18 protein-coding genes are annotated in these 18,795 nt (G+C 68.9%); 11 read left to right on the top strand and 7 right to left on the bottom strand.

Annotated features, from left to right (window positions below; translation table 11 throughout):
- Positions 1-163: 163 nt before the first annotated feature.
- The 3 genes from betA to HC031_RS23405 all read right to left on the bottom strand — a co-directional run bounded on the left by betA (position 164) and on the right by HC031_RS23405 (position 3,480).
- Positions 164-1,822: a choline dehydrogenase gene (gene betA, locus HC031_RS23415; protein WP_167927553.1), complete on the bottom strand. Its 1,659-nt coding sequence runs from the start codon at positions 1,820-1,822 to the stop codon at positions 164-166.
- 7 nt (positions 1,823-1,829) lie between these two features.
- On the bottom strand, positions 1,830-2,183 hold the full coding sequence (locus HC031_RS23410; protein ID WP_167927552.1) for a bifunctional 3-phenylpropionate/cinnamic acid dioxygenase ferredoxin subunit: 354 nt from the start codon (positions 2,181-2,183) through the stop codon (positions 1,830-1,832).
- A gap of 109 nt (positions 2,184-2,292) precedes the next feature.
- On the bottom strand, positions 2,293-3,480 hold the full coding sequence (locus HC031_RS23405) for an FAD-dependent oxidoreductase (RefSeq protein WP_167927551.1): 1,188 nt from the start codon (positions 3,478-3,480) through the stop codon (positions 2,293-2,295).
- 174 nt (positions 3,481-3,654) lie between these two features.
- Between HC031_RS23405 and HC031_RS23400 the strand changes: the two genes are divergently transcribed.
- From HC031_RS23400 to HC031_RS23370, 7 genes are all read left to right on the top strand, one after another.
- Positions 3,655-4,446, top strand: coding sequence for an IclR family transcriptional regulator (locus HC031_RS23400; RefSeq protein ID WP_167927550.1), 792 nt, complete (start codon positions 3,655-3,657; stop codon positions 4,444-4,446).
- Between the two features lie 82 nt (positions 4,447-4,528).
- The gene (glyA, locus tag HC031_RS23395) at positions 4,529-5,815 is read left to right on the top strand and encodes a serine hydroxymethyltransferase (protein WP_167927549.1); all 1,287 of its coding nucleotides are present in this window, start codon (positions 4,529-4,531) and stop codon (positions 5,813-5,815) included.
- A 5-nt stretch (positions 5,816-5,820) separates the two neighbouring features.
- Positions 5,821-6,684, top strand: coding sequence for a formyltetrahydrofolate deformylase (purU, locus tag HC031_RS23390; protein ID WP_167927548.1), 864 nt, complete (start codon positions 5,821-5,823; stop codon positions 6,682-6,684).
- 51 nt (positions 6,685-6,735) lie between these two features.
- Entirely contained in the window at positions 6,736-7,821 is a 1,086-nt protein-coding gene (locus HC031_RS23385; protein ID WP_167927547.1) for an S-(hydroxymethyl)mycothiol dehydrogenase, read from the top strand.
- The gene (locus tag HC031_RS23380) at positions 7,821-8,450 is read left to right on the top strand and encodes an MBL fold metallo-hydrolase (RefSeq protein ID WP_167927546.1); all 630 of its coding nucleotides are present in this window, start codon (positions 7,821-7,823) and stop codon (positions 8,448-8,450) included. Before HC031_RS23385 ends, HC031_RS23380 begins: the two co-directional genes overlap by 1 nt.
- 362 nt (positions 8,451-8,812) lie before the next feature.
- Positions 8,813-10,237 carry a stress response protein gene (locus tag HC031_RS23375; RefSeq protein ID WP_240942864.1) on the top strand — a complete coding sequence of 475 codons (1,425 nt, stop codon included), beginning with the start codon at positions 8,813-8,815 and terminating at the stop codon, positions 10,235-10,237.
- A gap of 94 nt (positions 10,238-10,331) precedes the next feature.
- On the top strand, positions 10,332-10,901 hold the full coding sequence (locus HC031_RS23370; protein WP_338090794.1) for an NUDIX hydrolase: 570 nt from the start codon (positions 10,332-10,334) through the stop codon (positions 10,899-10,901).
- Here the strand turns inward: HC031_RS23370 and HC031_RS23365 are convergent.
- Entirely contained in the window at positions 10,877-12,310 is a 1,434-nt protein-coding gene (locus HC031_RS23365; protein WP_167927544.1) for a helix-turn-helix domain-containing protein, read from the bottom strand. The genes HC031_RS23370 and HC031_RS23365 overlap by 25 nt on opposite strands.
- A gap of 284 nt (positions 12,311-12,594) precedes the next feature.
- On the opposite strand from HC031_RS23365, the gene HC031_RS23360 reads away from it, so the two are divergent.
- Together HC031_RS23360 and HC031_RS23350 are read left to right on the top strand one after the other, a co-directional pair.
- The gene (locus tag HC031_RS23360) at positions 12,595-12,777 is read left to right on the top strand and encodes a hypothetical protein (protein WP_167927543.1); all 183 of its coding nucleotides are present in this window, start codon (positions 12,595-12,597) and stop codon (positions 12,775-12,777) included.
- A gap of 330 nt (positions 12,778-13,107) precedes the next feature.
- On the top strand, positions 13,108-13,986 hold the full coding sequence (locus HC031_RS23350; RefSeq protein WP_167927541.1) for an ornithine cyclodeaminase family protein: 879 nt from the start codon (positions 13,108-13,110) through the stop codon (positions 13,984-13,986).
- A gap of 96 nt (positions 13,987-14,082) precedes the next feature.
- Here the strand turns inward: HC031_RS23350 and HC031_RS23345 are convergent, their stop codons facing one another.
- The gene (locus HC031_RS23345; RefSeq protein ID WP_167927540.1) at positions 14,083-15,351 is read right to left on the bottom strand and encodes an MFS transporter; all 1,269 of its coding nucleotides are present in this window, start codon (positions 15,349-15,351) and stop codon (positions 14,083-14,085) included.
- Positions 15,348-15,971, bottom strand: a complete 624-nt coding sequence (locus HC031_RS23340) for a TetR/AcrR family transcriptional regulator (protein WP_167927539.1) — start codon at positions 15,969-15,971, stop codon at positions 15,348-15,350. Before HC031_RS23340 ends, HC031_RS23345 begins: the two co-directional genes overlap by 4 nt.
- An 86-nt stretch (positions 15,972-16,057) precedes the next feature.
- Between HC031_RS23340 and HC031_RS23335 the strand changes: the two genes are divergently transcribed.
- The gene (locus HC031_RS23335) at positions 16,058-16,597 is read left to right on the top strand and encodes a hypothetical protein (RefSeq protein WP_205863133.1); all 540 of its coding nucleotides are present in this window, start codon (positions 16,058-16,060) and stop codon (positions 16,595-16,597) included.
- 460 nt (positions 16,598-17,057) lie between these two features.
- Here HC031_RS23335 and HC031_RS23330 read toward each other — a convergent pair whose 3' ends face one another.
- Entirely contained in the window at positions 17,058-17,939 is an 882-nt protein-coding gene (locus tag HC031_RS23330; RefSeq protein ID WP_338090793.1) for a GH12 family glycosyl hydrolase domain-containing protein, read from the bottom strand.
- 223 nt (positions 17,940-18,162) lie between these two features.
- Here HC031_RS23330 and HC031_RS23325 point away from each other — a divergent pair, with 223 nt between their 5' ends.
- Positions 18,163-18,789: a hypothetical protein gene (locus HC031_RS23325; protein WP_167927537.1), complete on the top strand. Its 627-nt coding sequence runs from the start codon at positions 18,163-18,165 to the stop codon at positions 18,787-18,789.
- Positions 18,790-18,795 lie beyond the last annotated feature (6 nt).

The raw sequence follows: 18,795 nt of genomic DNA, 5'->3' as shown, positions 1-18,795 counted from the left end.
GCGCCTGTTCAGTTGCGTCTTACGCATTAACCCGCTTAGTGAGAAACACCACCCTTCCCCGGTGGGGGAGCGGCGTCAAGGGGGTGCCGGTGATATTCCGGCCGGTCGTCCTGCCTGTCGGCGGCCGCGGACCGCTGCAGGCGGGCAGGACGACGTCCGCAGGTCAGCTGTGCTGGTGACGGTAGAAGCCGACGGTGGCCGGGGGCAGCGGCGTGTTCTCCAGGATGAGGTCCGCGGCCTTCTCCGCCACCATCATTACGGGGGCGTAGATGTTGCCGTTGGTGACGTACGGCATCGCCGAGGCGTCCACCACGCGCAGGCCCGTCAGGCCGTGCACCCGCATGGTGAGCGGGTCCACGACCGACATCTCGTCGGTGCCCATCCTGGCCGTGCAGGACGGGTGCAGCGCGGTCTCGCCCTCCTTGGCCACCCAGTCGAGGATCTCCTCGTCCGTCTGCACCGACGGGCCGGGCGAGATCTCACCACCGTTGTAGGGGCCCAGCGCGGGCTGGTTGAGGATGTCGCGGGAGACCCGGATCGCCTCCACCCACTCGCGCCGGTCCTGCTCGGTCGACAGGTAGTTGAAGCGCAGCGCCGGGTGTACCCGCGGGTCGCGGCTCTTGATCTTCACGGTGCCGCGGGCGTCGGAGTACATCGGGCCCACGTGGACCTGGAATCCGTGGCCACCCGCCGGCGACGAGCCGTCGTAGCGGATCGCGATCGGCAGGAAATGGAACATCAGGTTCGGGTACGCCACCTCGTTGTTGCTGCGGACGAAGCCGCCGGCCTCGAAGTGGTTGGTGGCCGCCGGACCTGTGCGCGCGAACAGCCATTGCGCGCCGATCCAGGGTGCGCGCCACTTCGCCAGGTACGGCTGCATCGACACCGGCTGGGTGCACGCGTACTGGACGTAGACCTCGAGGTGGTCCTGGAGGTTCTCGCCGACACCGGGCAGGTGGTGGACCGGGTCGATGCCCAGCGCGCGCAGCTCGTCGGCGTTGCCCACACCGGACAGCTGCAGGATCTGCGGCGTATTGATCGCGCCGCCGCAGAGGATGACGTCCCCGGCGTACACCCGGCGCGGCGCGCCCTTGCCCTTGGTGTACTCCACGCCCACGGCGCGGGTGCCGTCGAAGAGGACGCGGGTGACGAACGCCCGGGTGCGCACCTCCAGGTTGGGCCGGTTCATCACCGGGTGCAGGTACGCCCGCGCCGCCGACAGCCGCCGGCCGTTACGGATGTTGCGGTCGAACCTGGCGAAGCCCTCCTGCTGTTCGCCGTTGACGTCGCTGGTGATCGGGTACCCGGCCTGCCGGCCAGCCTCGATCATCGCGCCGAACAGCGGGTTGGTGGCGGGGCCGCGCTCCAGGACCAGCGGGCCGTCGTGCCCCCGGTACGGGTCGTCGGGGTCGGCGGCCAGGCAGTTCTCCATCTTCTTGAAGTACGGCAGGCAGTGCGCGTAGTCCCAGGTCCCCATGCCCGGGTCGGCGCCCCAGCGCTCGTAGTCCATGGGGTTGCCCCGCTGGAAGATCATGCCGTTGATGCTGCTCGACCCGCCGAGCACCTTGCCCCGGGCGTGGTAGATGCGCCGGTTGTGCATGTACGGCTCGGGCTCGGACTCGTACTTCCAGTCGTAGAACCGGCTGCCGATCGGGTACGTCAGCGCCGCCGGCATGTGGATGAAGACGTCCCAGCGGTAGTCGGGCCGTCCCGCCTCGAGCACCAGCACCTTGTTGTTCGGGTCGGCCGACAGCCGGTTGGCGAGCGCGCTGCCCGCCGAACCGCCGCCGACGATGACGAAGTCGTACCGCGGTGACGTCATATCAGCCTCACTTCGCCTCGTTGTTGGTGGCCATGCTCGGTGGGAGGTTCGGCTCCTCGTCGGAGAGGCCGACGTGGACCACCCCGTCGATCACCTCGACTCCGTGCGTGCGCACCGGCTTCTTGGCCGGCGGCGCGTCCACCTTTCCGGTCCGCAGGTCGAACCGCGACGCGTGCAGCGGGCACTCGACCTCGCAGCCTTCCAGCCAGCCGTCCGCCAGGGAGGCGTCCTGGTGGGTACACGTGTCGTCGATCGCGAACACCTCGCCGTCCTCGGTGTGGAAGATCGCGACGGGGGGTTCGACGTCCCACCGGAAGGCTTCACCGCGCGGGATGGCGCTGAGGGGACAAACGGGTTGCATCGTATGGGCTCCTGATGCGCTCGGTGCGATGTGGAGTTCAGTGCGTCGTGGAGTTCAGTGCGTCGTGAAGTTCAGTTCGATGTGGACGGTCAGCGCGACGCGGACGTCGTCATGAGGCGGACAGCGCGGCCTGATCCGGCGTGCGCAGTTGACGCCGCCACCGGGTGAACAGTCTGGGCTGGTTCAGGCCGAGTACCGCGACGGGCCGGCCGTCGCGCTCGTACACGGCGAGGAAGCTGCGCTGGTCCGGATCGCCTTCCACGACCCGTACCGGGTCGCCTTCCTCGCGGTGGCCGGCGAACTGGATACGTACGCCGTACTGGTCGGACCAGAAGTAGGGGACGTCCGAACCCGGGCGGCGGGGCGCGGTGGCGCTGCCGAGCAGGGTCGCGACGGCGGTGGCCGGGTGCTCGAGCGCGTGGGTCCAGTGCTCGTTGCGGACGCTGGCGCCGGTGTACGGGCGGTACGACACCGCGCAGTCGCCGGTGGCGACGACGCCGGGCAGGTTGGTCGCGCCGGTCGCGTCGGTGACGACCCCGCCGGCGATCTCGAGGCCGGAGTTGGCCAGCCACTCCACGTTCGGCTGGGCCCCGATGCCGACCACCACGACGTCGGCGGGCAGTCGGGTGCCGTCGGCCAGTTCGACCGCCTCGACCCGGGACGAGCCGGCCAGTCGGGCGACGCCGACGCCGGTCAGCAGGCGTACGCCGTGGTCGGCGTGCAGGCCCGCGCAGATCGCGCCCATCTCGACGCCGAGCGCCCCGGCGAGCGGCGTGGGGAGGGCTTCGACGACGGTGACGTCGAGGTCGAGCGAGCGGGCGCTGGAGGCGACCTCGGCGCCGATGAAGCCGGCGCCGATCACGACGAGTCGGCGGCCGGCGGTGAGGTCGGACCGCAGCGCGATCGCGTCGTCGAGGGTGCGCAGGGTGTGCACGCCTTCGAGGCCTCCCGTGCCCGGCAGCGGCCGGGCCCGGGAACCGGTCGCGACGATGACGCCGTCGACGCGGATCTCATCGCCGTCGGCGAGGGTGATGCTGCGGTCGGCCGCGGACAGGCGTACGGCGGGGACGCCGAGCCGCCACTGCACGTCGAGGTCCTCGTCGGGCGCGCCCAGCGCCAGGTCGGCCGCGGCCATCGCGCCGGTCAGGAAGTCTTTCGACAGCGGCGGCCGGTCGTACGGCTCGTGCCGCTCGGCGCCGATCGCGATGATCGTCCCGTCGTAGGACTGGTCACGGAGGGCACGGGCGGCCGACAGGCCGGCGAGGGAGGCACCGACGATCGCGATCGTCCGTTTCACGCCGGTACCTCCGAATCGCGACAGGCGTCGAACCGCTCCGTTGTGACATACGAAACGGTTCGTGAATTACGCAACAGCGTGCACGCAGGCTCGGGCCTAGTCAAGACACGAAACCGGCTCTTTACACGGTGGGTGGACCTCGCGATATCGTCGGATTTCGCTTACGGTTGCGCCATGAGCAACTCTGTCGACTCCAGGCCGGGTGACGCCGGTCCCGCCCTCGTCCAGTCCGTCGACCGTGCACTCAATATTCTCGAAATCCTGGCGCGCCGGGGCGAAGCGGGTGTCACCGACATCGGCAAGGAGCTTGGCGTACACAAGTCCACCGCGTTCCGGCTCCTGGCCGTCCTGGAAAACCGCGGCTTCGTCGAGCAGGCCGAGGAGCGGGGCAACTACCGGCTCGGCTTCGGGATCGTGCGGTTGGCCGGCGCCATCACCGCCCAGCTCGACCTGACCCGACAGAGTCGCGTGGCGTGCGACCGGCTCGCTGCCGCCCTGGGCGAGACCGTCAACATCGCGATCCGCGACGCCGACCGGGCGGTGAACGTCACCCAGGCCCTCGGCGCGTCGTCGGTCGCCAGCTACAACTGGGTCGGCCAGCAGACGCCGCTGCACGCCACGTCGAGTGGGAAGGTGCTCGTCGCGTACGCGTCCGCCAGTGAGCGCGCCCGCATCCTCGCCCAGCCCCTCGAACGGTTCACCGCCGCCACCATCACCGACCCGCAGGTGCTCGCGCTCGAGCTGGACCAGATCAAGGCGCTCGGCTGGGGCTGCACCGCCGAGGAGTACGAGGTCGGTTTGAACGCGGTCGCCGCGCCGGTGCGGGGCGCTGACGGTACTGTGATCGCGGCGCTGAGTGTCTCGGGCCCCGCCTACCGCCTGCCCCCGGACGAGTTCCCGAGGATCGCGCAGCACGTCGTCGCTGCCGCCAACGAGGTGAGCGCGCAGATGGGCTTCTTCGGCTGAGGGAATCTTCGGGTACGGCGTTGTGCTTTACGCAACGCGCATCGTATGGTGCAACTGTTGGTCACCGCGAAGGAGTCAGTTCATGGTCCATGTCGATTCCCGCACGCTGCTCGATCTGCCACTCGCCGAGCTCGATCCGGAGGTCGCCCACGCGGTCGACCAGGAGCTACGACGCCAGCAGACGACGCTGGAGATGATCGCTTCGGAGAACTTCGCTCCGCGCGCGGTCATGGAAGCCCAGGGATCGGTGCTGACCAACAAGTATGCCGAGGGTTACCCGGGCCGCCGCTACTACGGGGGCTGCGAGTACGTCGACGTCACCGAGCAGTTGGCGATCGACCGGGTGAAGGCGCTGTTCGGCGCGGAGTACGCCAACGTGCAGCCGCACTCGGGCGCACAGGCCAACGCCGCCGCGATGATGGCGCTGCTGACCCCCGGGGACACGATCCTCGGCCTCGACCTCGCGCACGGCGGGCACCTGACGCACGGCATGCGCATCAACTTCTCCGGCAAGCTCTACAACGTCGTCGCGTACCACGTCCGTGAGTCCGACTGCCTGGTCGACATGGACGAGGTGGAGCGGCTGGCGCGCGAGCACCGGCCCAAGCTCATCATCGCCGGCTGGTCGGCGTACCCGCGCCAGCTCGACTTCGCGCACTTCCGCCGGATCGCCGACGAGGTCGGCGCCTACCTCATGGTGGACATGGCGCACTTCGCCGGCCTGGTCGCCGCCGGGCTGCACCCCAGCCCCGTGCCGCACGCCCACGTGGTCACCACGACCACCCACAAGACGCTCGGCGGCCCGCGTGGCGGCGTCATCCTCAGCGCCGACCCCGACCTGGGCAAGAAGATCGCCTCCGCCGTGTTCCCCGGCCAGCAGGGCGGCCCCCTCGAGCACGTCATCGCGGCGAAGGCGGTCGCCTTCAAGGTCGCCGCGTCGCAACCCTTCCGCGAGCGGCAGCAGCGCACCCTCGAAGGCGCCCAGATCCTGGCCGACCGGCTCACCGCCACCGACCCGGCCGCGGGGGTCAAAGTGCTCACCGGCGGTACCGACGTGCACCTGGTCCTGGTCGACCTGCGCGACTCCGAACTCGACGGCAAGCAGGCCGAGGACCGGCTGCACCACATCGGCATCACCGTCAACCGCAACGCGGTACCGTTCGACCCCCGCCCGCCGATGGTCACCTCGGGGCTGCGTATCGGCACGCCGGCGCTGGCCACCCGCGGCTTCGGCGCCGAGGACTTCCGTGAGGTGGCCGACGTGATCGCCACCGCGCTCCAGCCCGCGTTCGACGAGGCGCTCGGCGAGAAGCTGCGCGCCCGCGTCGCCGACCTGGCCCGTCGCCACCCGCTCTACGCGGAACTGTGACCGTCATGACCGAACAGGCACGCGAATTCGTCTTCACGCTCACCTGCGAGGACCGGCCGGGCATCGTGCACTCGGTCACCGGCTTCCTCGTCGCAAACGACTGCGACATCATGGAGAGCCAGCAGTTCGGCGACCGGGACTCCGGCCGCTTCTTCCTGCGGATCCAGTTCCGGCGCCCAGGCATCGACCTCGATGTCGCCGCGCTGCGGGCCCGGTTCGCCGCGAGCGCGGCCCGCCCCGACATGGAGTGGGGCATCCACGCCGTCGACGACCGGCCGCGCCTGCTGCTGATGGTCTCCCGTCTCGGGCACTGCCTCAACGACCTGCTGTTCCGGTGGAGCATCGGATCGCTGAACGCCGAGATCGTCGGCATCGTCTCCAACCACCCCGACTTCGCCGACCTGGCGGCGTCCCACAAGCTGCCGTACTACCACGTGCCGGTCACCCCGGAGACGAAACCCCAGGCCGAGGAGCGCCTGCTGGAGATCGTCGCCGAGCACCAGGTCGACCTGGTGGTGCTGGCCCGGTACATGCAGGTGCTGTCGCCGGAGCTGTGCGACGCCCTCGCCGGCCGGGCGGTGAACATCCACCACTCGTTCCTGCCCAGCTTCGCCGGCGCCCGGCCGTACCACCAGGCGTACGCCCGAGGGGTGAAGCTGATCGGAGCGACGGCGCACTTCGTCACCTCGGACCTCGACGAGGGACCCATCATCGAGCAGGAGGTCGTGCGGGTAGACCACACCAAGACCCCCGCCGAGCTGACCGCGATCGGCCGTGAGGTCGAGTGCCTGGCGCTGGCCCACGCCGTCCAGGCGATCGTGGAGCGGCGCGTCCTACTTAATGGGAACCGTACAGTGGTCTTCCGGTAACTGAACCCGTTCGACGCGTAACCAATTTTCTTGAACAGGAGCACAACGTCGATGGCACACGAGGTACGCGGAGTCGTCGCCCTAAGCAAGGGCGCCCCGGTCTCGGTCGAGACGATCATCGTGCCGGACCCGGGTCCGGGCGAGGCGCTGGTGAAGGTACAGGCGTGCGGCGTCTGCCACACCGACCTGCACTACCGCGAGGGCGGCATCAACGACGACTTCCCGTTCCTGCTCGGCCACGAGGCAGCCGGCGTGGTCGAGGCGGTCGGCGAGGGCGTCACCGAGGTGGCCCCCGGCGACTTCGTCGTCCTCAACTGGCGCGCCGTCTGCGGTCAGTGCCGGGCCTGCCTGCGCGGCCGCCCGTGGTACTGCTTCAACACCCACAACGCCAAGCAGAAGATGACGCTCGCCGACGGCACCGAACTGTCGCCGGCCCTGGGCATCGGCGCGTTCGTCGAGAAGACCCTCGTCGCGGCCGGCCAGTGCACCAAGGTCGACCCGAGCGCGTCCCCGGCCGCAGTCGGCCTGCTCGGCTGCGGCGTGATGGCCGGCCTGGGCGCCGCGATCAACACCGGTAACGTCACCCGCGGTGACTCGGTCGCCGTCATCGGCTGCGGCGGCGTCGGCGACGCGGCCATCGCCGGCGCGCGGCTGGCGGGCGCGGCGAAGATCATCGCGGTCGACGTGGACCCGCGGAAGCTGGAGTGGGCGAAGAAGCTCGGCGCCACCCACACGGTCAACGCCTCCGAAGGCGACCCGGTCGCAGCGATCCAGTCGCTGACCGGCGGGTTCGGCGCCGACGTCGTCATCGACGCGGTCGGCCGGCCGGAGACGTACAAGCAGGCGTTCTACGCCCGCGACCTCGCCGGTACGGTCGTGCTCGTCGGCGTGCCCACCCCGGAGATGAAGCTCGAACTGCCGCTGCTGGACGTGTTCGGCCGGGGCGGTTCGCTGAAGTCGTCGTGGTACGGCGACTGCCTGCCCTCGCGCGACTTCCCGATGCTGGTCGACCTGTACCAGCAGGGGCGCCTCGACCTCGACGCGTTCGTCTCCGAGAAGATCGGCCTCGACGACGTCGAGCAGGCGTTCGAGAAGATGCACCACGGCGACGTGCTGCGCTCGGTGGTCATCCTCTGATGGCCGCACGGGTCGAGCATCTGGTCACCTCCGGCACGTTCAGCCTGGACGGTGGCACCTGGGACGTCGACAACAACGTCTGGCTGGTCGGCGACGACAATGAGGTGGTCGTCATCGACGCCGCCCACGACGCGGCCGCGATCGCCTCGGCGGTCGGGGAGCGGCGGGTCGTCGCGATCGTGTGCACCCACGCGCACAACGACCACATCGACGCGGCACCCGCGTTGGCGGCTGCCACCGGAGCGCCGATCCTGCTGCACCCCGACGACCGGGTGCTGTGGGACATGACCCACCCGGACCGGGCGCCTGACGGTTCGCTGTCCGATGGGCAGCGGCTCCCGGTCGCCGGTACGGAGCTGGAGGTCCGGCACACGCCCGGTCACGCGCCGGGTGCGGTGTGCCTGTACGCGCCTTCGCTGGGTGTCGTGTTCACCGGGGACACGCTGTTCCAGGGCGGGCCGGGCGCCACGGGCCGGTCGTACAGCGACTTCCCGACGATCGTGGAGTCGATCCGGCAGCGGCTGTTGTCGTTGCCGGGGGAGACGGTCGTCCACACCGGGCACGGGTCCGACACGAGCATCGGCGCGGAAGCCGGTGACGTGGAGGAATGGCTGGCCCGGGGGCACTGAGCGGGTCTGTATTGATAGGTCGGCCGTCGCTCGCAGTCGCTGCGGGCGACGGCCGATCTGTATCTGCTGGTGCTTCCCCTCGAGACCGAGGGGTGCCAGGCAAGTTTTCCCGGTGTCAAACGTTGCAGTGTGTTGGACACACACGTCCAGGCCTGGCGTCAGGACTACTCCCGTAGCTTGGCGTCGGCGAGTTGCTGCACCGCTTCAGCTACCGCTACTGATTGGGAGCGGTCTATCCAGAAGTGCCAGCAGTTTGAGCCGTACGGTCAACTCTTCATGTGCACTCGTTCCGGTTACGGCATCCGTTCCCTTCGTCAATGCAGGAGTAAGTTGCGTTAAGCCCCTGCCACGAGGAGTGATGAATGTCTGAGGAGACCTGGCTCGCTGCGCGTCTCATCCCCACCTCCGGGATCAACGGCGCTGAGGAGCAGGAGCGTCGAGCGACCTCGGCGCTCCTGGCGGTAATGAGCGCGGTACGGGAGTTTGGTCGGGCGCTCACCCAGCCGTACGGTGCGCCGGCCGGGACGGTGCAGACCTTCATCGAGGTTCCTTTCAAGCTTGGCGACAAGCAGTACTTCCCAGACGGCCTGATCAGGGTGACCCGTGGGCAGCGACAGTGGACTGCCCTTGTCGAGGTAAAAACCGGGAGCAATCAGCTGGCTACGGAGCAGCTTGAGCGTTACTTGGACATCGCGCGCGAGCAGGGCTTCGATGCGGTTATCACCATCTCCAACGAGATTCCGCCCATCCCCGGGCAGCATCCGACACCGGTCGACAAGCGGAAGCTGAGGAAGGTCTCGCTCCATCACTTGCCCTGGACCGAGATCCTCACCGCTGCAGTGATGCAGAAGGAATACCGAGGAGTCGCGGATCCCGACCAGGCATGGATCCTCGGTGAGCTGATTCGGTATCTTGAGCACCCCCGATCGGGTGCCATGGAGTTCAGCGACATGGGCCCGGCCTGGGTCCCAACGCGCGAGGCAATCAGCGCAGGCACTCTGCGCCCAGGCGACAAGGTTGTTCCTGAAGTGGCTGGGCGCTTCGACGCTTTGGTTCGGTACGCCGGCCTGAAGTTGGGAAGGCAGCTTGGTACTGAAGTTATGCCTGCGCTCACACGTCGGGAGGTCAGCGAACCTGCCACGCGAACGCAGGCACTTGGCACCCAGCTGGCAAGCGTTGGAACGATGACGGCAGGCCTCAAGATTCCCGGTGCTGTTGGTCCGCTGCAGGTGACGGCTGACCTGCGAGCCGGAAAGGTCACGTGCCATGTGGATGTTGAGGCGCCGCGTGAGGGCAGGCCCACGACAAGGGTCAATTGGTTGGTGCGCCAGCTCAAAGAAGCCCCAGACAACGTGCGCATCGAGGCGTTCACCATGCATGCCCGTGGACCAGGTAAGGCTGAACTGCTGGGGGCGGTCCGCACTGAGCCGACAATCCTGATCGGCGACACCGCTAAAGAGCTCCGTTCTTTTCGCATAGCGATGACCTACCCGGCCGGTACCAAGCGCGGAACCGGCCGTGGATCGTTCATCGATTCACTTCTCGGTGCCATCGACGACTTCTATGCGCAGGTGATCCAGAACCTGAAGCCGTGGATGCCGGCGGCCCCCCGGTTGCGCTCTCCGGATGATCCCAAACCCGTCGAGCCAGTACCTGCGAGCCTGGTCTCCACCGCGATCTCGTCTCAAGATGGCCCGCAGTCGGAGGGCAGCGACCTAAGCCAAGCCAGAATCGAAGACCAAGTGTCGACGCAGGTGGACAACCGGGATACTCCGGTCGATGTCTAGATCGCCGACAGGCGCGCCCGAGGGATCTTCGTTGGGCGCGCCTGTCGGCTGCTGCCGGGAACTTCCCGACCGGGGCGTCGAGTACGGTCGAAGCGTGACCGAGGGACCGGCTGAGTTGACGCGTTGGACCATCCACGGTGAGCGCGTCATCGACGACACGCGTCGGGCGCGATGGAGCATCGCCGAGGTGGAACTGCCCGATGGAGTGCGGTTCGAGCAGTACGTGCTTCGGCTGCCGAAGGCCGCGATCGTGGTCGTGCTCGATGAAGACGACCGGGTCCTCATGATGTGGCGCCACCGGTTCATCATCGACCGCTGGGTATGGGAGCTGCCCGGCGGCTACGTCGACGAGTCGGAAGACCCAGCCACCACGGCCGCCCGCGAGGTCGAGGAAGAGACCGGGTGGCGACCGCGGAGCATCGAGCCGCTGCTGTCATTCCAGCCTATGGTGGGGACCGCCGACGCGGAGAACCTACTGTTCCTCGCGCGCGGCGCGGACTACGTCGGTACCCCCGAGGACGTCAACGAGGCCGAGCGGATCGACTGGATTCCGCTCGATAAGGTCCTGGACTACATCGCGCGAGGTGAGATCGTCGGTGCGGCCTCGGTCGTCGGCATACTCGACGTGCTCGCCCGGCGTCAGCGCGGCGAGCTGGAGGCCTGAGCGTCGCGCCCCGTAGCAGCCGCAGCGCGGGCGTTGAACTGCCGCACCACCGGAAACGTCGCGTACCGACTGAGCCGTTCCTGCAACACGCGCAGGTACTCGACCGCGCGCACAGACTGAATCTGGGCCATAAGGGTCAGCGCCTGCCCGCCGATTACGCAGGCGCGTTCGTAGTCGTCCTGCTGGGCGTGCGTCGTTGCCAGGAGGAGCAGGTTAAACGTCCGGCCGCGAACGTACCGACCGTCCATACGCAGCGACTGGATCGCGAAGTGCTCGGCTTTCCTGGCCTGACCCAGCTCGCGGAAGCAGTGTGCGAACTTGGCCGACATGTACGCGGTGTCGAAGTAGGAGATCCATTGCGGGTCGAGACTGCGGTCGGCCCGGTCAAGTGCCTGCTCAGCGCGCGACAATGACGTGGCGCAGGCTCGGCCATCTCCGCCTCGCGCATGCGCATGTGCCTCCATGACGGCAGCCTCCGCAACCAGCACCTGGATACCGGCCTCCGCTGCCGTCCGGCGAGCCGCACGGGCAAGGTCGATCGCCGTACGGGCGTCACCGAGATAGGTGGCCTGATGGCTCATGGCAGCGAGGATCTCCGCACCGAGCGGTCGGTCGCCGGCCGAACGCGCGAGATCGAGCGCATGGGTGAGATACCGCTGCGCCACCCCATGTTCGCCACTGTCGTAGGCCATCCACCCAGCAAGCTGGGACACCTCTGCCACCGCGCTGAACAGTAAGCGGCCGGTTCGATCGTCGAAGCGCCCGTCCCGCAGTAGCGGCGCTACTTCGCTGTAGAGGTAACGCGCGGCGGTCGCGCGGGTCCGAACGCCGCCGTACTGGTTGTCCAGTTGGCGCAGCGTGCCGGTCATCTCGCGGATCATGTCGACGTCGGGCTGGCCGACCGTCCGCCGCCCAGCGATGGAGTGGGGGAGGTCGTCCTCTGAGGTGAACCACTGCAACGCTGGCAGGGCGTAGCCGGCGGCACTGAACACCCCGTAGCGGAGCATATCCCGACGTTCCACGTCACCTCCCCAAAACTCGACCGCACGCCCGACTGCGCACTGCCACGAACCGTCGGCCTGCCCGGCTGAGATCGTTGATGTGTCATCGGCGGCAGTGCGGCAGGGCGCCAAGCCGACCGTGATGCGAGCCTCGTCAGGCATTCCACAACCGTCGGCGATGCGCTCGAGCACGTCGATCGTCATCACCTTCCGCCCGCTGATGATGCGGCTGACGTAGCCCTGCTCCAGGCCGACCGCTATGCCGAGCTGGGTCTGGCTCGCCCCGGTGTAGCGACGGATGAGCCGGAAGAGTGCTCCGATATCCCGAGTGCGTAAGGCAGCGACGACATCGTCGCGACTCCAGAACTCGTACTGGATCCGGAGTGGACTGAGCGCGCCATGCGGCATGCGTCCCTCAACTCATTGTCGTGGGCAGGGCTACCGGCGGTCCTCGGGTCGAGCGTAGGCGTAGGCGCGGTTAGCGGTCGAGTACGTCATGTCACCGTGACATGAGTCCGCGCCATGGGTTGCGAGCGTGAACTCCGGAATGGTCAGCGGTGCGAGGAATGGTCCTCGCACCGCTGGCTGGCACCGGGGCGGGTGCTGTGGCACAGACCCCGCTCGTCTCGGTGCCGTTCCACTGTTCAAGGAACCGCAATGAAGCCACGCCGTCATTGCTTCGAGGGGATCCCATGGACCCGGACACGGTGGCCCGGATACGGGCCGCTCATGCCCCCACGATCACCTGGTGGGGCTGCGCCGTCCAGCTCACCTGCCTGACCTGCCGCGACGCGTACCCGTGCCTGGCGATCGTCGCGCTGGAGGAGCGGCTCCGCCTGGAGCGGGTACGCGGCAATTCCGGGCGGTTCCGGTGACCTCTCTCCACACACCGATACTGCCTCGGTGGATCTGCGCCGCCTGCGCGCGGGCGTGGCCGTGTCCGACCCGTCGGGGCCAGCTCTCCGCGGCGTACGACCGGGCGCCGGCGTGCCTGGCGTTGGTGATGGCGTCGCGTTTCGTCGAGGCTTCGGAGGATCTGCACGACGTGCCGGCAGGGGAGTTGCGCGTCCGCTTCCTCGGGTGGCTCCGTGGCGCCCGATAGGAGGTGCTCCTAGGGCGTGTTTCAAAAGGGGCGTATCCGGGCGGTGTGCCATGACGGCCTTCCGGCTTGACCTCAACCCAGCTTCAACTGCCACGATGCCCGCATGTCGATCATGCTCGACGACGTTGCGGTGACCACCCGTCTTCGACCAACCGCCGCAGTCGCCGCGATGCGGGCCGCTCTGCTCGCTGCGCACCGTGGCGAGCTTGTAGCGCCGCCGCGGGTGCATGCCGGAGGCCTGACCTTTACCGCAGGTCGGCTGCCCGGACGCTGGTACGGGTACCGCGCCTATGACACCCACGTGGGCGGTCAACAGGTTGTAGCCGTCCACGCTGAACCGACCGGTGATCTCGCTGGCGTCGCGGTCGGAACAGCGCTCGGCGCCTTCCGTACCGGCGCGCTCGGCGCAGTCGCAGCCGATGTCCTGGCCCGACGTGACGCGACCACCGTTGGTGTGATCGGCACCGGCCGGCAGGCATGGACCCAACTGTGGGCGCTGTCCGCGGTCCGTCAACTATCCGACGTCGCGATCTACAGTCGGACGCCACAACGCCAGTCCGCCCTGGTCGACCGCGTGCAGACCGAACTTCGCATTCCGGCCCGCGCTGTCCAGACCGCCCACGAGGCCGTCGCCGCCCGCGACATCGTGGTCCTGGCGACCTCATCGCCGACACCCGTCCTCGACGCCAGTTGGCTCGCACCCGGGAGCGCCGTGACCACCGTCGGGCCGAAGCAGATTGATCGCGCCGAGTTCGGCCTCGACCTACCCATGCGAGCACAGCTGATCGTCACCGACTCGTTACCCCAGCTGCGCGCCTACGATCCACCTGCACTGCTCACGAACAACGCAGCGGTCGCACTGGGCGCGATCATCGCCGGAGATCACCCCGGTCGGACAAACCCCGACGCTATAACCGTGTACGCATCCGTCGGCCTGGCCGGCACCGAGCCGTACCTTCTCGCCGATCTACTGGCCCTGTAGCGACCCGACCGGCAGCCCGCCGTGGTGCTCCACAACCTGACCATCCCGCCCGCCGAGAGAACTCGATCTCAACTCACTTTCGAAACACGCTCTAGATCAGGAGTGCGCCGCCGTGGTGGTTTCGCCCGCCGTCTCGCGGTCGTCCGGCACGGCACCGGGTGCTACCGGCCCGGTACCGAGCGGGCGGACGCTGGCGGCGATCAGGGCGGCCAGGCCGAGCAGCACCGCGACGACGGTCAGGGCGCGCAGCACGGTGACGTGGACGCCGAGGAAGCCGATGGCGGGCGGACCGCCGAGGAACGCACAGTATCCGATCGAGGAGATGACGCTGACCCGGGCGGCCGCCCGCCGCGGGTCGTCGCCGCCGGCGCTCATGCCCACCGGGAAGCCGAGCGAGACACCGAATCCCCAGAGCAAGGTGCCGGCGAACGCGACGACCGGCAACGGCCCGAAGACGAACAGCGCGACGCCGGCGATGCCGACGAGCGCGAGAATCCGCACGACCGGCACCCGGCCGTAGCGGTCCAGCAGCCCGGGACCGAACCAGCGGCCGGCGGTCATCGCGGTGAGGAAGCCGGCGAAAGCGAGCGTACCGAGCGTCGCCGCGACGTGGTGGCCGTCGATGGCGGCGACGCTGATCCAGTCGTTGCCGGTACCCTCGGCGAACGCGAAGGCGAGCACGAACACCCCGATGAGCAGGGTGCGCGGCTCACGCCAGGCGCTGAACGCGCCGACGCGCGGCGGCTCGCCAGCGACGGCCGGCGCGGTCTCAACGTGATCGGGGACGAAGCGCCGCGCGAACCACGGGACGCCGACCCCGACGGCGAGCGCGACGCCGGCCAGGTGCGCGGCGACCGACACGTGCAGGGCGACCATGGCCGCGCCGAGGAGCGCGCCGGCGACGGTGCCGAGGCTGAATCCCGCGTGGAAACGGGACATGATCGACCGTCCGAGATGCTGCTCCACGACCGTGCCCTGCACGTTCATCGCCACGTCCCACGCGCCGTTGGCGAAGCCGAGCAGGAGCAGCCCGATGACGACCGGCACCACGCCGACGAGGGAGCCGACCGCGGTGGTGGCCAGGCCGACGCAGAGCAGTACCGCCATCGTCCGGACCGTCCGCGCGGAGCCGAACCGCGTGACGACGGGCCCGGACAGCGGCAGCGCGAGAAGGGACCCGGCGGCTACCGTGAGCAGTACCAGGCCGAGGGTCGCCGGGTTGAGCTCCAGACGGTCGCGTACCTGCGGGATGCGCGAGGCCCAGCTGGCGATCGCGAAACCCGAGCCGATGAAGGCGGCGTAGGTGGCCGCGGTGGCGGCCCGGACCGCTGCCGGTGTGATCGGTGCGGCGGTGGTCGGGGTCATGGGCGTCCTTCTGGCTCATGGGTGGGCGTTCGCCCGGCGTCGGTGCCGGGCAGCGGCTGGACGGCGCGGGCGACCGCGGCCCGCGTGACCGCGCGCGGGAACGGTGCGGTCGACAGCATCCGGTGCATGACGAGGCCCTCGATCAGGGCGTCGAGGCCGCGGGCGGTGTCCGGGTCGACGAACCGCTCCAGCACCGTCCGGCTGGTGCGCATCCACTCCTCGGTCACCGTCCGCAGCGCCGGGTCGCGCAGCGCGGCCAGGTAGAGCTCGTAGCTGACGGCCCATTCCCGCGCATCGGTGCCCACGTTGCCGTGCACCATGTCGGTGACCGCCTCGACGAGGTCGTCCAGCGTCCGGACGCCGTCGAAGTGCGCCGCGTACGCCCGCGACAGCCGCTCGGCCAGCCGCGTGAACGCCAACGCGCGCAGCTCGTCGAGGCCGGTGAAGTGGTACGTCAACGAGCCTAGCGGCACGTCCGCCGCACGGGCGATCAGCCGGTGCGTCGTGCCTGCCACGCCGTGCTCGGCGATGACCTCGATCGCGGCATCCAGGATGCGCTCCCGCCGCTTCGGGTCGAACCGGCGGGCCCGCCGGACCACCGGCTTGCCCCCCATGTCCATGCGTACAACGGTACACATGAAATGTACGGCCGTACACAACGACGCCCGGCGGCGCTGATACGGGGAACGATCACCGCTGCGTCGTCGTGGGGCTGGGCGTCAATGTCGGACTGGGCACGGTCGTCGTCATGGTCGAGGAGGGCCCGCCGGGTGAGGTGGGCGGGACGACCACCGTTGTCGGGCTCGGCACCATGGTGGGGCTGGGCACGGTTGTCGGACTGGGCGTCGTGGTCGGGCTCGGCGAGGCCGTGACCGTCGTCGGGCTGGGAATGGTGGTCTGGCTCGGCGTGGTCGTGGGGCTCGGCACGGTCGTCGTCATGGTCGAGGACGGCCCGCCGGGTGAGGTGGGCGGGACGACCACCGTTGTCGGACTCGGCGTGGTCGTCGGGCTGGGCACGCTTGTCGGACTGGGCGTGCTCGTCGGGCTCGGCGCAGGCGTTGGCGAGCCCTGGCCCCATGCCGCGCCAACCCCTCCGCTGATCGCTACGACGGAGCCTGCCGCAACTGTCGTCACGACGCGAGCGATCGGTTTCATGGCGAACCTCCTGCCGTACTCGAGGTGGTCGCCCGGCGGACCACCGGACATCCTGTCTTCGCGCTTCCCGCCCCACCTGAAGAAGGGCTGAAGAGCATCAGTCGTTGAGTACGACCAGAGCCGGAATCTTCACGCATCGGTTTGCGTCGCGGACTCCATGACCCTGAAGGGTTCCGGGGGCGATAGCACCTCGAACCCTTCAGGATCATGGCGGGCCCGATTGAAAAGGATCGGCTCCGGCGCGTCGACCCGTACAGGCCGACGCGCCGGAGCCGGGTGTCACCGCCGCGCGTTGGTTACGCGGTCGTGCCGGCGGTTCCACTGAGGACCGTACGGGGCGGGTCGGCGCCGCTACGGCCGTCATCGAGCACGAACGAGACGCTGCCGATCGCCGGGATCGAGAGGCGGCACGCCGCGCCGGTGCCGGAAACCGAGGCCGGCGGTCTACTCCGGACGCACGCCAGCGGTGGGTTATCGACGTTATGGGGCCCTCATAACGTCGATAACGCAACACCGGCGCTGATCGCAGGGTCGCGGGGAACCCGACGCCCTCAGCTCTTCGGCGCGGCCGGCTTCGCGCTACCGCCGACACCGTTGATGCTGGCGCTGAACGAGGTGACGGACAGGCCGTTGCCGCCCGTCCAGGGTTCGAACCCGGCCTGGATGCTGGTCAGGTACCACTCGTCGGTGACCTTGCTGCGCTTCTTGGCGTCGTTGATGAAGTCCAGCACGCTGAACTTCCAGCTCTGGATCGGTGACGACGCGACGTACGAGACGACGTCGTTCGAGCCGTTGTTGCCGGTCCAGACGTCCCAGCTACGGCCGCCGACCGTCACCGTACCGGTCTTCGTGCCGACCGGCTGGACGGAGCCCTGGTGGTTGAACCAGATCATCAGCTCCTGCTGGTTGACCCCGTCCTTCTTGGGCGACGGGTCCAGCCAGATGTCGTACGCGGCGTCGTATGCGCCGCTGCTCGGGTACGCGTAGGTGATGCTGCTCGTCGCGCTGTGGATCTTGTTGACCTGCATGGGCAGGTTGGTGCCGTCGGAGCAGTTGGTGTAGTGGCAGCCGACGTAGATGGCCGGGTACGAGGCCGGGGCGCCGTTCTGCGGCTTGTTGTGGTCCGCGGTGACCGAGAAGCCATCGTCGGTCACGTTGATGCACTGGGGGGTGTCGGCGCCCCAGACGTTGTTCATGACGACGTACTGGTCCTGGATCGTCGTCGTTTCGGTCTTGTTGCAGAGCTTGGTGTCGACGTGCGTGGTGCTGCCGGCCGCGCCGGCCGCGCCGGCCGCGCCGGTCGACGTGCTGCCGGCGGCAGGGGCTGCCGAACTCTTGTGCACGGCGGTCGAACTGCCGCCGCAGGCAACGGTCGACGCCGAGGCTGCGAGCAGCAGGCCAGCAGCCGCCAGGTTGTGCAGTAGACGTGCCACGGTGCTCCTTGTGCGAGGGGGTCGAGCAACTTCTTGGGAGCGCGCCTAAATGGGAGCGCTCCCAAGAAGTTCCGGCACGTTAGCACGTCTGAACGAAGCGGCGCACGGGCGAAAATCACACCCGCTCCGGCGGGCGCCGGCCGCAGCGGCGCCGGCCGCGACGACCAGCCATCGAACCAGGTGCATGATCCTGAGTCGTCGCTGCCGTACTAGTCTTCGGATCATGGCCCTGCGACCGGACGAGTTCTACGAGCACGCGATCGCCACCGCGGACGGTGCGCGCCGCCTCCCGCTGGCCCGAATGACGGGGTGGGACATCAGTCCGTTCGAGCCCGACGGGCTACGCGTCGCGCCGTTGCGCCCGCCGGTTCTGCCCGAGCCGCCGCGGCACGGCGAGGACCCGTCGGACTGCAGCGCGTGCCGTAACCGGGACGAAGGGATCTGGTTCGACGACCGCTGGCGGCTGACGCGGATCACGAAAGTCGGTGTGCCGCTGGTGCTGATGCTGCTTCCACGCGACCACTACGACCTGGCGGACCTGCCCGATGAGCTGGCGGCCGAACTGGGGCTGCTGACCACTCACATCGCCCGCCACGTGCAGGCGCTGCCGCACATCGCGCGGTCCCATGTCTACCGCTTCGGGGATGGCGGCGCGCATCTGCACATCTGGTTCTTCGCCCGGCCGGAGGGGCAGGCCCAGCTGTACGGGTCGTGGATGGTCGTCTGGGACGACCTGCTGCCGGAGTATCCGGCGGACGCGGCCGAGGCGGACGCGGCGACCGTGGTAGAGGCGTTGGTCGCCTCCTACGGAGGCCGTCGCCCGGCCGCCAGCGAACCACCACGCGCCTGATCTGAC

Source organism: Planosporangium thailandense, from assembly GCF_011947195.1.
GTDB lineage: Bacteria > Actinomycetota > Actinomycetes > Mycobacteriales > Micromonosporaceae > Planosporangium > Planosporangium thailandense.
This window is presented reverse-complemented; position numbering and strand designations above follow the sequence as displayed.

What these genes read in the sequence shown, in the direction of transcription:
- betA (WP_167927553.1), bottom strand. Translation starts at nt 1,822, where the DNA reads ATGACGTCACCGCGGTACGACTTCGTCATCGTCGGCGGCGGTTCGGCG.
- HC031_RS23410 (WP_167927552.1), bottom strand. Translation starts at nt 2,183, where the DNA reads ATGCAACCCGTTTGTCCCCTCAGCGCCATCCCGCGCGGTGAAGCCTTC.
- HC031_RS23400 (WP_167927550.1), top strand. Translation starts at nt 3,655, where the DNA reads ATGAGCAACTCTGTCGACTCCAGGCCGGGTGACGCCGGTCCCGCCCTC.
- glyA (WP_167927549.1), top strand. Translation starts at nt 4,529, where the DNA reads ATGGTCCATGTCGATTCCCGCACGCTGCTCGATCTGCCACTCGCCGAG.
- purU (WP_167927548.1), top strand. Translation starts at nt 5,821, where the DNA reads ATGACCGAACAGGCACGCGAATTCGTCTTCACGCTCACCTGCGAGGAC.
- HC031_RS23385 (WP_167927547.1), top strand. Translation starts at nt 6,736, where the DNA reads ATGGCACACGAGGTACGCGGAGTCGTCGCCCTAAGCAAGGGCGCCCCG.
- HC031_RS23380 (WP_167927546.1), top strand. Translation starts at nt 7,821, where the DNA reads ATGGCCGCACGGGTCGAGCATCTGGTCACCTCCGGCACGTTCAGCCTG.
- HC031_RS23375 (WP_240942864.1), top strand. Translation starts at nt 8,813, where the DNA reads ATGTCTGAGGAGACCTGGCTCGCTGCGCGTCTCATCCCCACCTCCGGG.
- HC031_RS23365 (WP_167927544.1), bottom strand. Translation starts at nt 12,310, where the DNA reads ATGCCGCATGGCGCGCTCAGTCCACTCCGGATCCAGTACGAGTTCTGG.
- HC031_RS23360 (WP_167927543.1), top strand. Translation starts at nt 12,595, where the DNA reads ATGGACCCGGACACGGTGGCCCGGATACGGGCCGCTCATGCCCCCACG.
- HC031_RS23350 (WP_167927541.1), top strand. Translation starts at nt 13,108, where the DNA reads ATGTCGATCATGCTCGACGACGTTGCGGTGACCACCCGTCTTCGACCA.
- HC031_RS23345 (WP_167927540.1), bottom strand. Translation starts at nt 15,351, where the DNA reads ATGACCCCGACCACCGCCGCACCGATCACACCGGCAGCGGTCCGGGCC.
- HC031_RS23340 (WP_167927539.1), bottom strand. Translation starts at nt 15,971, where the DNA reads ATGGACATGGGGGGCAAGCCGGTGGTCCGGCGGGCCCGCCGGTTCGAC.
- HC031_RS23325 (WP_167927537.1), top strand. Translation starts at nt 18,163, where the DNA reads ATGGCCCTGCGACCGGACGAGTTCTACGAGCACGCGATCGCCACCGCG.